The 13,590-nt window shown below is 43.6% G+C and carries 14 protein-coding genes, 1 pseudogene and 1 riboswitch; of the genes and pseudogenes, 1 reads left to right on the plus strand and 14 read right to left on the minus strand.

Annotation, left to right across the window (positions count from 1 at the left end; genetic code table 11):
• Positions 1 to 15: 15 nt before the first annotated feature.
• The 5 genes from rpoZ to R0K30_RS04390 form a co-directional block, all read right to left on the minus strand.
• Complete coding sequence (gene rpoZ / locus R0K30_RS04370; protein WP_003211647.1) at positions 16 to 219, minus strand: DNA-directed RNA polymerase subunit omega; 204 nt, start codon at positions 217 to 219, stop codon at positions 16 to 18.
• A 3-nt stretch (positions 220 to 222) separates the two neighbouring features.
• Positions 223 to 837, minus strand: coding sequence for a guanylate kinase (gene gmk, locus R0K30_RS04375; RefSeq protein WP_099725904.1), 615 nt, complete (start codon positions 835 to 837; stop codon positions 223 to 225).
• 9 nt (positions 838 to 846) lie between these two features.
• Complete coding sequence (gene remA, locus R0K30_RS04380; RefSeq protein WP_008344898.1) at positions 847 to 1,116, minus strand: extracellular matrix/biofilm regulator RemA; 270 nt, start codon at positions 1,114 to 1,116, stop codon at positions 847 to 849.
• Positions 1,117 to 1,192: 76 nt separating this feature from the next.
• Positions 1,193 to 2,068, minus strand: coding sequence for a YicC/YloC family endoribonuclease (locus tag R0K30_RS04385; protein ID WP_099725905.1), 876 nt, complete (start codon positions 2,066 to 2,068; stop codon positions 1,193 to 1,195).
• Positions 2,069 to 2,151: 83 nt separating this feature from the next.
• Complete coding sequence (locus tag R0K30_RS04390) at positions 2,152 to 4,827, minus strand: calcium-translocating P-type ATPase, SERCA-type (protein WP_099725906.1); 2,676 nt, start codon at positions 4,825 to 4,827, stop codon at positions 2,152 to 2,154.
• Positions 4,828 to 4,992: 165 nt separating this feature from the next.
• On the opposite strand from R0K30_RS04390, the gene R0K30_RS04395 reads away from it, so the two are divergent.
• On the plus strand, positions 4,993 to 6,702 hold the full coding sequence (locus tag R0K30_RS04395; RefSeq protein WP_410609351.1) for an Rqc2 family fibronectin-binding protein: 1,710 nt from the start codon (positions 4,993 to 4,995) through the stop codon (positions 6,700 to 6,702).
• Positions 6,703 to 6,730: 28 nt separating this feature from the next.
• Here R0K30_RS04395 and R0K30_RS04400 read toward each other — a convergent pair whose 3' ends face one another.
• The 9 genes and pseudogenes from R0K30_RS04400 to pyrE form a co-directional block, all read right to left on the minus strand.
• Positions 6,731 to 7,234 (minus strand): precorrin-2 dehydrogenase/sirohydrochlorin ferrochelatase family protein, encoded by a 504-nt coding sequence (locus R0K30_RS04400; protein ID WP_410609353.1) that lies wholly within the window; start codon positions 7,232 to 7,234, stop codon positions 6,731 to 6,733.
• Positions 7,215 to 8,000, minus strand: coding sequence for a sirohydrochlorin chelatase (locus tag R0K30_RS04405; protein WP_099725909.1), 786 nt, complete (start codon positions 7,998 to 8,000; stop codon positions 7,215 to 7,217). The genes R0K30_RS04400 and R0K30_RS04405 overlap by 20 nt, the downstream gene beginning before the upstream one ends.
• A 76-nt stretch (positions 8,001 to 8,076) precedes the next feature.
• Positions 8,077 to 8,832 carry a uroporphyrinogen-III C-methyltransferase gene (gene cobA / locus R0K30_RS04410; RefSeq protein WP_099725910.1) on the minus strand — a complete coding sequence of 252 codons (756 nt, stop codon included), beginning with the start codon at positions 8,830 to 8,832 and terminating at the stop codon, positions 8,077 to 8,079.
• A 28-nt stretch (positions 8,833 to 8,860) separates the two neighbouring features.
• Positions 8,861 to 9,454 (minus strand): adenylyl-sulfate kinase, encoded by a 594-nt coding sequence (cysC, locus tag R0K30_RS04415; RefSeq protein WP_410609356.1) that lies wholly within the window; start codon positions 9,452 to 9,454, stop codon positions 8,861 to 8,863.
• A gap of 13 nt (positions 9,455 to 9,467) precedes the next feature.
• Entirely contained in the window at positions 9,468 to 10,604 is a 1,137-nt protein-coding gene (sat, locus tag R0K30_RS04420) for a sulfate adenylyltransferase (RefSeq protein WP_410609358.1), read from the minus strand.
• Between the two features lie 57 nt (positions 10,605 to 10,661).
• Positions 10,662 to 11,726 carry a sulfate permease gene (gene cysP, locus R0K30_RS04425; RefSeq protein ID WP_410609360.1) on the minus strand — a complete coding sequence of 355 codons (1,065 nt, stop codon included), beginning with the start codon at positions 11,724 to 11,726 and terminating at the stop codon, positions 10,662 to 10,664.
• Positions 11,727 to 11,739: 13 nt separating this feature from the next.
• Positions 11,740 to 12,441, minus strand: coding sequence for a phosphoadenylyl-sulfate reductase (locus R0K30_RS04430; RefSeq protein ID WP_099725914.1), 702 nt, complete (start codon positions 12,439 to 12,441; stop codon positions 11,740 to 11,742).
• 45 nt (positions 12,442 to 12,486) lie between these two features.
• Positions 12,487 to 12,537 (minus strand): annotated as a pseudogene (locus tag R0K30_RS04435) (DUF2292 domain-containing protein); the annotation flags it as partial.
• Positions 12,538 to 12,707: 170 nt separating this feature from the next.
• Positions 12,708 to 12,810: riboswitch (SAM riboswitch) on the minus strand.
• Positions 12,811 to 12,947: 137 nt separating this feature from the next.
• Positions 12,948 to 13,586 carry an orotate phosphoribosyltransferase gene (pyrE, locus tag R0K30_RS04440; RefSeq protein WP_230031463.1) on the minus strand — a complete coding sequence of 213 codons (639 nt, stop codon included), beginning with the start codon at positions 13,584 to 13,586 and terminating at the stop codon, positions 12,948 to 12,950.
• Between the last annotated feature and the right edge of the window lie 4 nt (positions 13,587 to 13,590).

Raw genomic sequence — 13,590 nt, forward strand, 5'->3', positions numbered from 1 at the left:
TACAGAAGCGATGTGTTATTCTTGATCCTCTTTTTCAAATGTCAAAAGACCAGCGTCGATTTCTTCAAGTGCTTTCCCTACAAATTTGTAAGACTTTGTGTTTTCGATCTGCTGATCTTGATGGATCTGCATTTCACGTGCACGGCGTGCAGACACTGTCACAAGTGTATATTTCGAATCAAGTTTGTTCATCAATGAGTCAATTGAAGGATCTAACATTGTTTATTCTACCCCCAGCATTTTTTTATATCTTGGTGCGACTCTGTCTCTTCGCAGATGCTCTGCAAGGACGATCGCTTTGATTCTTTCACAAGCAAGCGCGACATCATCGTTTTCAACGACATAGTCGTAAGCATCCATCATTTCAATCTCTTCTTTTGCAGCGGCCATTCGATTTCGAATGAGGTCCTCAGATTCTGTACCGCGAGTAATGATACGGTTTTGAAGTTCTGAAAGACTAGGCGGTGCAAGGAAAATAAAAAGACCTTCCGGGAAAGCTTCTCTTACTTGAAGTGCGCCTTGCACTTCGATTTCAAGGAAAACATCTTTTCCTTCGCTCAGTGTCTGTTCTACATAGTCAACAGGTGTGCCGTAGTAATTCCCGACATATTCTGCCCATTCTAACAACTTTTTGTTTTCAATCATATGTTCAAATTCTTCCCTGGTTTTAAAGAAATAATCGACACCATTTCTTTCACCTTCACGCGGTTTGCGTGTTGTTACTGAAATAGAGTATTCAAATTTCGTATCTTCCTGGGAGAAAATGGCTTGTCTGACCGTTCCTTTTCCAACTCCCGAAGGTCCAGAGAGAACGATTAAGAGTCCTCTTTCTTTCATAATGGCGTATTACCCCTGCCCTTCATCTATGATTTCTTCTTTTACAGAAAGTCTTTGCGCGACAGTCTCAGGCTGAACGGCAGATAAGATGACATGGTCACTGTCCATAATGACAACAGCACGGGTTCTTCTTCCGTATGTAGCATCTATGAGCATGCCTCGATCTCTTGCGTCTTGTATCATTCGTTTAATCGGTGCTGATTCCGGACTGACGATCGAAATCATCCGATTCGCTGAAATGATGTTTCCAAATCCGATATTGATCAATTTTATGGTCATCTTCTTTCGTCCCCCTGTAATATAAACGTCTCTAGTCTCGCCGAAAGAGACGCACTGTAAACAGCATACACAATGACTATTCTATATTTTGCACTTGTTCTTTTATTTTTTCAATAGCACTTTTCATTTCGACCACCAGCTTTGTTAAATGGTGATGGTTTGCTTTAGATCCAATCGTGTTCACTTCACGGTTGAGCTCCTGTACAAGAAAGTCAAGTTTCCGGCCGGCAGCGCCGCCTTGCATCAAAATTTGCTGAAATTGCTGAAAATGGCTTTTTAATCTCGTGATCTCTTCTGTAATGTCACAGCGATCAGCAAAGATGGCAGCCTCTGTGGCCAGTCTGCTTTCTTCAAGCGCCTCTCCGATCCATTCTTGCAATCTTTGATTCAATCGTTCTTTGTACTGACTTACAACCTCTGGTGCAAAGACTTTTATTTCTTCTGTATAGGCCTCTAGTTCAGAGAGCCTCAGTTCACAGTCTTTTTGAAGTGATGCACCCTCTTGCTCTCTCATGAAGCAAAGCTCCTTGACAGCCGCTTCACAAGCGTCTATCAGCAAATGCTCCAGCTGCTCATTTCGGCTGACCGACTCTTCTACTTGAACAGCATGTTCCAGCTGAAGTAAGTCATGTGCATGCTGAATACCTGAAATGTGATAGCGGTCCTTGAGGTCTTTTGCGGCTTTCATATATTCATCAAGCAGCGGCCAGTCGATCTGTAAAGACCGGCTTGCTAGTTTACCGCCTTCAATCGTGACAAACAGCTCAATTCTACCACGCTGCACGTGACGAAGAATGATTTTTTTTAATGTATCTTCGAAATATAAAAGCGGCCTCGGCAAACGGGCATGAACCTCTTTAAAACGGTGATTGACCGATTTTAGCTCGACTGACACTGTCAGTTCTCCATCCGTTTTACTCGCTTGGCCGAATCCCGTCATACTGCGTATCATGTCAAAACACCCAATTCTTTCATATTAATAAAATGAAAAAGGTAATAGCAGACACTATTACCTCAAAATTATACCATAACGAATTATTTTTTTCTTGTCAAAAGTGATCCTGCCAATAAAAAAGTTGGCAGTGCAGACATACCGATGATCAGCAGCCAATCAATTGGAGCAATTGACACCGTTTTGAAAATTGGCTGAAGCGGAGGATAATAAATGACCACAAGCATCAGAAGAAGTGATGACAGAACAGCACCGATTAAATAGAGATTTCCAAATGGATTACGTTCAAAAATGGACCGTTCACTGCGGCAGTCAAATACATGAATGAGCTGCGCCAAAACGAGCGTACTAAATGCGACAGTCTGTGCATATTGCAGTTCGTTTGGATCGCGGTGATACACAAACATAAATGCTAACAGAGTGGCAAGCCCAATGAGGAATCCCCTTGATATGACCTTCCAGCCAAGCCCTCTAGCAAATATGCCCTCTTTCATGTTCCGCGGCTTCCTCTTCATGACATCGCCTTCTGGCTTATCCATTCCAAGTGCCATAGCTGGGAGTCCATCTGTCACAAGGTTTACCCATAAAATTTGAATAGGAACGAGTGGAAGCGGAAGCGCAAGGAGCATCGCAAACAGCATAACCAAAATTTCTCCAACATTTGATGCAAGCAAATAGCGTACAAACTTACGAATATTTTCGTAAATATTCCGGCCCTCATTAATAGCGGATTTAATGGTCGCAAAGTTGTCATCAAGTAAAATAAGGGAGGACGCTTCTTTTGCTACGTCTGTTCCTGTGATGCCCATGGATATTCCGATATCTGCTTGTTTAATCGCGGGCGCATCATTGACCCCATCACCTGTCATCGCCACAATATGGCCATTTTTTTGATAGGCCTTCACAATTCTCAGCTTATGTTCCGGGGATACCCGGGCAAAAACGTATACATTTTCAGCCATTTGCTCAAGCTCTTTGTCACTCAGCTGGTCCAGCGCTTTCCCGTCAAGAACCTTTCCTTGCTTCGGTAAAAGGCTCAAGTCTTTTGCGATGGCTTTGGCTGTTTCTACGTGATCACCTGTAATCATCACAGTTTTAATGCCAGCATCCCTGCACTCTTTGATCGCTCGCCTGACTTCAGGACGAGGTGGATCGATCATACCCTCTAACCCGATCAATGTGAGATCGGTTTCTGCCTGCTGAACAGATGTGATTTTTTCTGTCAAACCGACTTTTTTATACGCAATTGCAATGGTTCTAAGCGCTTGTCTTGCTAAGCCTTGAATCGCAGCTTCTGTTTCTTGCCTGTGAGTGGTTGAAAATGAGGCTGTGCGTCCGCCGTGCATGATATGACTTGAACGGTTCATCAGTACATCTGGCGCACCTTTTGCAATGACATACCGCTCTTTTTGATTCGTTTCGACGACGACTGACATCATCTTTCTTTCTGAGTCAAAAGGAAACTCCTCTACGACATGAAACCCAGCTTCTATGAATTGCTCTGTAAAACCCGCTTTACGTGCTGCGGTTAAAAGTGCGCCCTCTGTCGGATCTCCATCAAGGTTCATTTCTCCATCTTTTTCAACGATGGTCGATGTATTACAAAGTGCACCATATAATAAAACCTTTTGGAGGCTTGGATGTTTGTCAACATGGACAAGTTCTCCGTTTAAGGTGAAATCACCAGACGGCTCATAGCCCGTGCCAGAAATATTCCACGTTTTCCCCTCTGCCCACACATGTGTTACCGTCATTTTATTTTGCGTCATTGTCCCTGTTTTATCTGAGCAAATGATCGACGCGCAGCCGAGCGTTTCCACAGCTGGGAGCTTTCTGACAATTGATTTTTGTTTGATCATCCGCTGCACACCTAGGGAAAGAGCGACGGTTACAATCGCCGGCAGTCCTTCTGGAATGGCAGCAACAGCGAGAGATACACCCGCTAAGAACATATGATACAAATCATGTCCTTGCACAACGCCCAGAACGACTACGAGCACGGTTAAGAATAAAGCAGCAACAATCAAGATTTTCCCAAGCTGTTCGAGACGTCTTTGCAGCGGTGTTTCCATATTACCTGCAGCATCCAGCATACCGGCAATTTGTCCCATGGCTGTATTCATCCCTGTCCCAATGACAACACCCACGCCGCTTCCTCTCGTGACAAGCGTTCCCATAAATGCCATGTTCGTCAAATCTCCGAGCGCTACATGGTCTCGTGAAAGTGGGCTTGCATGTTTCACCGCTGGGATGGACTCACCAGTAAGGGCTGACTCTTCGATCTCTAAACTCTTTGTTTCTAGTAATCTAATATCTGCCCCAATCCGGTCTCCGCTTGAAAACTTCACAATATCCCCTGGTACGAGGTGCTTAGACGGGATCTTGACCCACTCATTGTTTCTCCTTGCATATACATGCGGAGTCGATAATTCCTTTAGCGCTTGAAGGGATTTTTCCGCCCGGCGTTCTTGATAAAAGCCGAGTACACCATTAATCAGAACAATCGCTACAATCGCCCCAGCATCAATGTATTCACCTAAAAAAGCAGAAATAATCGTTGCCGCAAGCAAAATTAAGACCATAAAGTCTTTAAATTGCGCTAAAAAGATGATCAGAGCCGATGCCTTTTTCCCTTCCTGCAATTCATTTGGTCCGTGTTTTTCAAGCCGCTTTTGCACATCTTTTTCTGACAGTCCGTCACCTATCGATGTATTCATTGTTTTTAATAAATCGGTTTGGTTCAGTTCATGCCAATTCATTTGACCTCGTCCACTCCTCTTTTGTTCTCTCTCATATGCAGTGTTCTATAAGCCAGTTTATTCAGACTCGTCCTAAATCATGCTATAATAATAAGACTGCCTAAAGAACGAGAAAATGTAAGGTTCTTTCAGTAGATTTGTGTGAAAAAAGAGGGTGTATCCAACATGTCATTTGACGGCATTTTTACATACGGTATGACAAATGAATTGCAAGAGACATTAACTGGCGGGAGAATTTCTAAAATACATCAGCCATATAAGCACGAGCTGATTTTTCATATCCGGTCAAACGGGAAAAATCATAAGCTCCTTTTATCGGCTCATCCGAGCTATGCGAGAGTGCAGCTCACTGAGCATCATTATGACAATCCAAGCGAACCCCCAATGTTTTGTATGCTCCTCAGAAAGCATCTTGAGAGCGGATTTATTGAACGCTTCGAACAGGTTGGATTTGACCGGGTCATCGTGCTTCATGTGCGAAGCCGAAATGAAATTGGCGATGAACAGACGCGGAAGCTCTATATCGAAATCATGGGACGGCACAGTAATTTAATTCTTGTTGAAGATGAAACGCAGCAGATCATTGATGGTCTGAAACATCTTTCTCCATCTGTGAACAGCTACCGAACTGTGCTTCCTGGTCATGAATACCTACTGCCGCCTGCACAGCAAAAATTGAATCCTTTTGAAGTGACGAAGGATGATATTTTAAAGCATTTGCGTTTTCAAGAAGGGAAAATCGCGAGTCAAATTGTCGATACATTCTCTGGGGTTTCCCCGCTGTTTGCAAAGGAAGCTGTTCACAGAGCCGGTCTTGCCAATCAGGAAACGATTCCAAATACACTGCTTGACATGTTCCAGCTCATTCGGACGCATTCTTTTACCCCGCAGCTCACCAGAAAAGACGGCAAAGAGTATTTCTATTTATTAAAACTCCAGCATGTAAATGGCGAAATGAAGACGTTCGAATCTCTCAGCCAGCTGCTTGACCGCTTTTATTTCGGAAAAGCGGAAAGGGACAGAGTCAAACAGCAGGCGGCTGACCTTGAACGGTTTGTCGTGAATGAAAAGAAGAAAAATGAAAACAAGCTAAAAAAACTAAAAAGAACCCTTGAAGAATCTCAAAATGCGCATAAATACCAGCTCTATGGTGAATTGTTAACAGCCAATCTATATGCCATAAAAAAAGGGGATGAAGAAGCGACTGTCATCAATTATTACGATGAAGAAGGCGGAGAAATGACGATCCCGCTAAAAACAAACAAAACCCCTTCTGAAAATGCACAGGCGTACTTTACAAAATATCAAAAGGCAAAAAATGCAGTAGAGGCTGTATATGAACAAATCAAGCGGACACATGAAGAGATTGTTTATTTTGAAGAGCTGATTCAGCAGCTGTCCTCTGCCTCGCCAAAAGATTTAGAGGAAATGAGAGAAGAGCTTGTTGAAGGGAAATATTTGCGCGCCAAACAAAAGCGGCACGCCAAAAAGAAAAAACCGGCGGCCATCCAGCTGGAAACGTACGAATCTTCTCAAGGCATTCCCATTTTAGTGGGAAAAAACAACAAACAAAACGAGTATTTGACCACAAAGGCTGCTGCTCGTGATGACATTTGGCTGCACACAAAAGATATTCCAGGATCACATGTCGTCATACGTCATCAAACACCTGATGAACAAACGTTGCATGAAGCGGCTCAAATTGCTGCCTACTTCTCTAAAGCAAAAGAATCCAGCTCCGTGCCTGTCGATTATACGAAAATCCGTCATGTGAAAAAACCAAACGGAGCAAAGCCGGGCTTTGTTACGTATGATCAGCAGCAAACATTATTTGTCACGCCTGATGAAGATGTTGTCCTAAAGCTTCGAAAATAAAAAAAGCCGATAAAATCTCATGTCGATTTTATCGGCTTTTTCTTTGTCGTTTTTTTCTTTCTATATAGAGGGCTTCAAGCGCATCTACATCTTCTTTTTCAAGCAAGGTCTCGATTGCCTCAGCCAGCTGTTTTGTCCGGGCTGGGCTTGCACCGCTCGTCGAGACTGAAATCGTCACTTTCCCTGCTTTGACAATCTTTGGCACGATCACATTGCCTAACTCTGATTGGCTCACACAGTTGACAAGCTGATGCGGCAGCGCTGTTTGCGCAATCCATTCGTTCACCAAAGGGTCGTTTGTTGCAGCAACAATGAAAAATGCATCCTCCAAATCTTCAGCGCTCACCTTCTTTTCCTTCCAATTCAGCCCATATGTATCAATGAGATGGACCATTTCATAACAAATGTCAGGACTCACGACAGTTATGCGGCAAGGCTCCGTGCATAGCGCATTCGCCCTTCTTGCCGCTACCAGTCCGCCGCCGGCGATGAGCACTTGTTTATTGGTTAAATCAAGATGGACTGGAAGCATGGCTTTCTCCTTGGAAATGGAACGCATTCTCTTTGTTTAAAATGGTTTCTTGCACGCGTTCAATATAAGCGGCTTTCACATGCGGATGGAAGCCAATATACCGGCATACTCGTACATCCTGAAGTCGCTCTCTCGCCTGAACGGCCTCGCTTTCAATCTCTTTCATTAAAATGCCCGTAAACAACAGGTAAGGAACGATATACACAGGCGTATCGTCATCTGCTGTTAACTGCGCAAAAACATCTCGGTAATTTGGCTCACATGCCGTAATAAAACATGGAAGAACTTCTGCATGAGGGAGCAGGCTTCGGACATCGCCTGCAATGCCATACACATCTCGCTTCACATCCGGATCAGAGCTCCCGCGGCCAATCAAAAGAATCCGTGCTTTCTCTCCTTGATATCCAGCTTCTTCAATCCTTGCAACAACAGCTTTCGTCACTTCTTGATTCACCCCGATAGGTCTTCCGTATGTCACCTTCACTTGCGGGAAACGTTTTTGTCCTTTTTCAATCTCGACTGGGATATCTGATTTGGCATGCATGGCGGTTAAAAGGAGGAGCGGGACGATCGCAATGTGTGTTGCTCCTTTTTTCACACAAGTCTCAAACCCTTCTTCTATAGAAGGATTGGTCAACTCTAAAAAACAAATTTCTTGTATATCTGCTTCCACTAACGGCATACAGCTTTTCATAAAAGAAATGGCTTTATCTTGTGCTTCTTTCACTCTGCTTCCATGTCCAACATAAAGTACAGCCTGCTTCATTTGGCTTCTCCCTCTCATCCTGTTTTGATCAGACGAAAAGACACGATGTATCTACGTGTCTTTTCCCCTTCGTTCTTTATTTCTCGATCAGTGCAGGTTCAAACCAGCTCAGCTTTTGATGAAAATGAACGACGTCTCCTACAACAATTAAACTCGGATGCTCGATTCCTTCTTTTTCAACTGTGTCAGACAGCGTCGCTACAGTGCAGCAAGTCGTCTTTTGCCTCGTAGTGGTTCCCCAGTGAATAAACGCAGCTGGTGTTTCAGGGTTCCGTCCATTTTTCAAAAGAAGCCGCTGCACTCTTTCTACGTTTTTGACGCCCATGTATATGACAAGGGTATCAATTCCCGTTGCCAGCGCCTCCCACTTTTCTTCAAAATGTTCATCCTTTTGATAATGTCCTGTGACAAAAGCGACATTTGAGCTGAATTCACGGTGCGTCACTGGAATGCCCGCATAAGCAGCCGCTGCAATACCAGAGGTAATCCCAGGGACGACCTCATACGGAATCCCGTGCTCAGCTAAGCATTCAATTTCTTCACCGCCGCGGCCAAATACAAAGGGATCGCCGCCTTTCAGACGAACGACAACGTTCCCTTTCTTTGCATGAATCACAAGCGCTTCATTGATGGCTTCCTGTCTCATCGTATGATGATTTGGCAGCTTGCCGCAATAGATCAATTCCGCCTCCGGTTTGGCGTGGGCGAGAATCTCTTGATTGACGAGACGATCATATAAAATGACATCTGCCTGCTGTATTGCCTTATGGGCCTTCAATGTAATTAAGTCTGGATCACCCGGTCCGGCACCAACAATGTATACTTTCCCCATCGTGCTTTCTCCCCCTGCCATCAGCCGATTATTTCGCTCTTCCCTTTACATAATCAACGAGGCGCTGTTTGGACTCCTCGCGAGACCATTCACCTGTATCTAATACGAGCTCAGGTGCAGCTGGCTCTTCATATCGTGAATCAATTCCAGTGAAAAATGGAATTTCGCCGTTTCTGGCTTTTTTATATAACCCCTTTGGATCACGCTCTTCACACACGTTCAGATCACATTTCACAAACACTTCGTGAAATTCCCCATCATCGACTAACTGTCTAACAATTTGGCGATCTTCTTGAAATGGAGAAATAAAAGCTGTGATGACAATGGTCCCTTGCTCAACAAATAATTTCGCCACTTCTCCGATGCGCCGGATGTTTTCTTTTCTGTCATCATCTGAAAACCCTAAATCTTTATTGAGTCCATGTCGTACGTTATCGCCATCAAGGACTGTGACTTGGTAGCCTTGTTCAAACAGCTCTCTAGCCGCTGCATTTGCGAGCGTCGATTTGCCTGAACCACTTAGACCAGTGAGCCAGATGATGCCGCTTGTATGATTGTTTTTCTGTTGATATTCTTTTTTTGTAATAGATGAATCATGCCATACGATATGTTCGTTGCTCATGTCATACGCTCCTTTAAGATACCGTCGTTTTTAATCCTTCGATTAATGTTTCAATAACTTCTTTTCGGCTGAACGTGCTTGGTGGTAATTCACCGTTTCTCAGCATCGTTCGAACCTTTGTACCTGAAAGAATGACATGCTCACTTTTATCGTGCGGACATGTTTTTGGTGTTGCCATCGCTTCACATGTATTGCAGTAGAAGCTGTGTTCAAATTTTAACTGAGTAATGCCAATCTCTTCGCTTGTAAATTGATCAAATAGCTCCTGCGCCTCGTATGTGCCGTAATAATCACCAACACCTGCATGATCTCTTCCGACAATAAAATGTGTGCAGCCATAATTTTTACGAACAAGCGCATGAAATATCGCTTCCTTTGGTCCAGCATAACGCATTGCAGCAGGAAAAACACCTAAAAAGACGCGATCTTTTGGATAATAACCGTTCAATAACACTTGATAGCTTTTCATTCTCACATCTGCTGGGATATCATCAGATTTTGTTTCACCAACAAGCGGATTTAAAAACAAACCATCGACTGTTTCTAGTGCTGTCTTTTGAATATATTCATGGGCACGGTGGACGGGGTTTCTCGTTTGGAACCCAACAATTGTTTTCCATCCATTTTCTTTAAAATGTTTTCTTGTTTCTTCTGGCTCATACGTAAATTGAGGAAATGGTTTTTCGCTTCGTTTCGTCAGTGTAATTTTACCGCCAATATACGTGTCACCGCGTTCAAATAATTTTTTCACGCCTGGATGATTGCGGTCATCTGTTTTATACACATTTACAGCTTCTTTTTCCTTATCTGGTGTGTATTGATCCTCTACTTCAATGATCCCGTATACTGTTCCATTGTACGATAGACGCACAATATCACCTTGATTGATCTCGGCTGCCTTTTCCTTTGTGACTGGCAGCGTAATCGGAAGAGACCAAACGACACCACTTGCTAGCCGCATACTGCTGACAACTGCTTCATAATCAGCTTTTGTTAAAAATCCTTCAATTGGACTATACCCGCCAATTGCAATGAGTTCAAGGTCTGCAAAGGAAATCGCATCTAGTTCAATTTCCTTCGCAGCCGTGCTGAGATCATATTCTTCATTTACTCGATTCATTAATACGCCACCATGTGGTGTTAAACTCATTTGTCCATCTTCCTCTCAATGTTCATATTTATTAGATGTTAATAGTCGGATTTATAGTTAAATCCCGCCGCCCTGCTCATGAATCGAGCTGCTTTCATTTTTGACTGCCTTCATCAGACTCAGCGCACCGAGTGAGGCAAGCAGTACACTCATCATGATAAAAATAGAGTAATAATCTCCTTTTAGGAAAAGGCTCACCAGCAGATACGATAGGCTGAGTGATAAAAAGGGTGACACAACCCAGACCTTCAGCATCTTTTTCACGATATGTTTATGAAAAATGTTAGGTCCACCCTTTGCCATCCCAAGTCCGATAATAGACGAGGAGGTGATTTGAGTAAGTGGAACTGGCAGCCCAAAAATAGAGCTGACGATGACAAGTCCAGCGCCGGTACTCGATAACAAAATCCCTTCACCCGTTTGATAGCGGGTGATTTTCTTTCCGTTTGTTTCTAGCACTCTTCTGCCAAGCAACAGGGAACCAAGTGCGACGAAGATTCCGCCGTAAAGTGTTCCTTGCCCAACGGACAAGACGCTTGAGGCCACAAGCGGGCCGACTGCATTGGCAACATTGTTCATACCGGCTGAAAACGCCTCTAGAAATCCACTGATCATGAGCAAGACTGATAAAATCGCAGTGCTTTTTTTAGATAATGTGCGTTTAGGGAACATTCTGATGATTTTGACTACAGTAAAGGTGAAAACAAAGGCGACAAGTGGAATGATGATCCAAAAGGCCACAATGACTAAAATAGATTTCACATATAACACTTTATACGCGACTGCAACACCGACCACAGCCCCTACTGTGACCTCACTTGTTGATAAAGGGATGGCCATCAGATTCGCTATGAAGAGTGATAATGCGGCAGAACCAATGATGATACAAACAATTTCAATTGTAATCACAGATTCTGGCATAATACCAGAGCTAATCGTTTTGACGACCTCACCGCCGCCAATCACTGAACCTGCTAAAACTCCGACTGCACAAACGCTGAGTGCATAGATGGGCTTTTTAATTGCACCTGATCCATACGCAATGCCCATAGAAGCGGCTGCTCCGCTTGCGCCTATGTTTAAAGCAAAGAATAAACTAAATAAAATTGCGGCGATTTCCATACATTATGCTCCCTTACTCATGTAATCCGCACTCTGTCTTTGCTGTACCTGACCATCTGCCAGAACGCAAATCATCCGCAGTAAATGCTGGCTGTGTACACGGTGCACAGCCGATACTTGGGTATCCCTGGTCATGCAGCGGATTATAAGTAAGATCCTCTCTAGATGCATATCTCCATATGTCCTTCCACGTCCAGTGAATGAGCGGACATACTTTCACTGATTTGAACTTTTCATCCTGATTTAAAAAGTTCGTACCTGCTCGTTTTGGTGACTGCTCTCTTCTTAAGCCAGAAAGCCATGCCGGATAGCCAGATAGTGTCTCTTGCAAAGGAATGACCTTGCGCATATGGCAGCAGCTTTGAGGATTTGTTTCCCATAATTTTTCACCATGCTGCTCGTTTTGCTGTTCAACTGTCAGCTCAGGTGTTTTCAGTACGATGTCTAAACCGGGGTATCTTTCCTTTACCGCATCAATTGTATCGTACGTTTCCTTAAAATGCAGACCTGTATCTAAAAAGACAATTCTCGCATCCTTTTTTACTTTCGCAATAAGATCAATCAGGACAATGCCCTCAATGCCAAAACTGCATGCATAAACGAGCTGATCACCATAATGACCGTACGCCCATTTCAGCACGGATAGGGCCCCTTTATACAAATCGTCCTCTTGAAATGTAATGGACGGCTCTTGCCAATTTTCGTAAGTTAACATTGTTTCTCCCCTTCCGGAGTACCGCTCATATTGCTAATCTGCGCACTACTTCAACCTAATTTTTTCGTTTTTTTCTACTTGAATCACTTGACCGTCCTAAACAATCAACGTAATCGAACCGAATTTTATATCCCCAATCAGTTCTTGCATGTGCTTCACTAAGCCCTCATCCTGGTTTTGTTTCACTTCCATCTCCTCTTCCTCCTCACCGTTAAAATAAAAAAACTTTCTTTCAGTCCGAAAGAAAGATGAGGAAGCTCACGATTTCCTTATCTTTCAAAATAGAATCATTTTGCAGGAAGTGGCACCTTACGAATCGCAGGTTGCCGGGTTTCATCGGGCCAGTCCCTCCACCTCTCTGGATAAGAGTTTTAATTTGTATTAAATATTAACACAATTCAAACAAAAGTCAACCCGACTTTATTGATAGGATTAGTTTTTATTTAAATTTGAGTCTATTTTACTATTTTTAACCAAATGAAAAAGCTGTGCGAGTGGCACAGCTTTTAAACCGTTTCTTCCATCCAAGATTCAGAGGTAGGATCTTGTCTCCAGCGTTTTAGTTTATTCATAGCAGAAGGTTCGATCGCTTTTAGCTCAAGAGCCACGTCTGTCAGCGTGTCATAGTCTGTTAGTGTGACATATGGAATGTTTTTCTCTTGAAAAGCAGCAGCTGCTTTTGGCAGGCCGTATGTGAAAATTGCAGCAACTCCGAGTACGTCACAGCCTTCGTCTTGAAGAGCCGAGACCACTTCAAGCACGCTCCCACCAGTTGAAATGAGGTCTTCTACGACAACAACTTTTTGACCAGGCGATACGGCTCCTTCAATTTGATTCCCTTTTCCGTGTGCTTTTGGCTTACTTCTGACATAACACATCGGCACGTTCAGGCGGTCTGCAGCTAATGCGGCATGCGGAATGCCCGCTGTTGCAGTGCCAGCGACAACCTCCGCTCCCTCAAAATGAGTGAGAATCAAATCTTTTAGACCTTCAGCGATGTCGTGTCTCACTTCCGGGTACGACAAAGTCAGGCGGTTATCACAGTAAATCGGTGATTTGATGCCGCTTGCCCACGTAAACGGTGTGTCTGGTTTTAATGAGACAGCTTTGATTTGTAGTAGATGTTTAGCGATTTTCGTTTTCATCCGG

The sequence above is a fragment of the Bacillus sp. SIMBA_154 genome (assembly GCF_046536015.1).
Taxonomy (GTDB): Bacteria; Bacillota; Bacilli; order Bacillales; family Bacillaceae; genus Bacillus; species Bacillus pumilus_P.

Excerpts from the sequence above, each read along its gene's own strand:
- R0K30_RS04400 (WP_410609353.1), bottom strand. The coding sequence starts at position 7,234 with ATGCTTCCAGTCCATCTTGATTTAACCAATAAACAAGTGCTCATCGCC.
- R0K30_RS04390 (WP_099725906.1), bottom strand. The coding sequence starts at position 4,827 with ATGAATTGGCATGAACTGAACCAAACCGATTTATTAAAAACAATGAAT.
- R0K30_RS04430 (WP_099725914.1), bottom strand. The coding sequence starts at position 12,441 with ATGTTAACTTACGAAAATTGGCAAGAGCCGTCCATTACATTTCAAGAG.
- remA (WP_008344898.1), bottom strand. The coding sequence starts at position 1,116 with ATGACCATAAAATTGATCAATATCGGATTTGGAAACATCATTTCAGCG.
- R0K30_RS04405 (WP_099725909.1), bottom strand. The coding sequence starts at position 8,000 with ATGAAGCAGGCTGTACTTTATGTTGGACATGGAAGCAGAGTGAAAGAA.
- cysP (WP_410609360.1), bottom strand. The coding sequence starts at position 11,726 with ATGGAAATCGCCGCAATTTTATTTAGTTTATTCTTTGCTTTAAACATA.
- R0K30_RS04395 (WP_410609351.1), top strand. The coding sequence starts at position 4,993 with ATGTCATTTGACGGCATTTTTACATACGGTATGACAAATGAATTGCAA.
- cobA (WP_099725910.1), bottom strand. The coding sequence starts at position 8,832 with ATGGGGAAAGTATACATTGTTGGTGCCGGACCGGGTGATCCAGACTTA.
- gmk (WP_099725904.1), bottom strand. The coding sequence starts at position 837 with ATGAAAGAAAGAGGACTCTTAATCGTTCTCTCTGGACCTTCGGGAGTT.
- sat (WP_410609358.1), bottom strand. The coding sequence starts at position 10,604 with ATGAGTTTAACACCACATGGTGGCGTATTAATGAATCGAGTAAATGAA.
- pyrE (WP_230031463.1), bottom strand. The coding sequence starts at position 13,586 with ATGAAAACGAAAATCGCTAAACATCTACTACAAATCAAAGCTGTCTCA.
- R0K30_RS04385 (WP_099725905.1), bottom strand. The coding sequence starts at position 2,068 with ATGATACGCAGTATGACGGGATTCGGCCAAGCGAGTAAAACGGATGGA.
- rpoZ (WP_003211647.1), bottom strand. The coding sequence starts at position 219 with ATGTTAGATCCTTCAATTGACTCATTGATGAACAAACTTGATTCGAAA.
- cysC (WP_410609356.1), bottom strand. The coding sequence starts at position 9,454 with ATGAGCAACGAACATATCGTATGGCATGATTCATCTATTACAAAAAAA.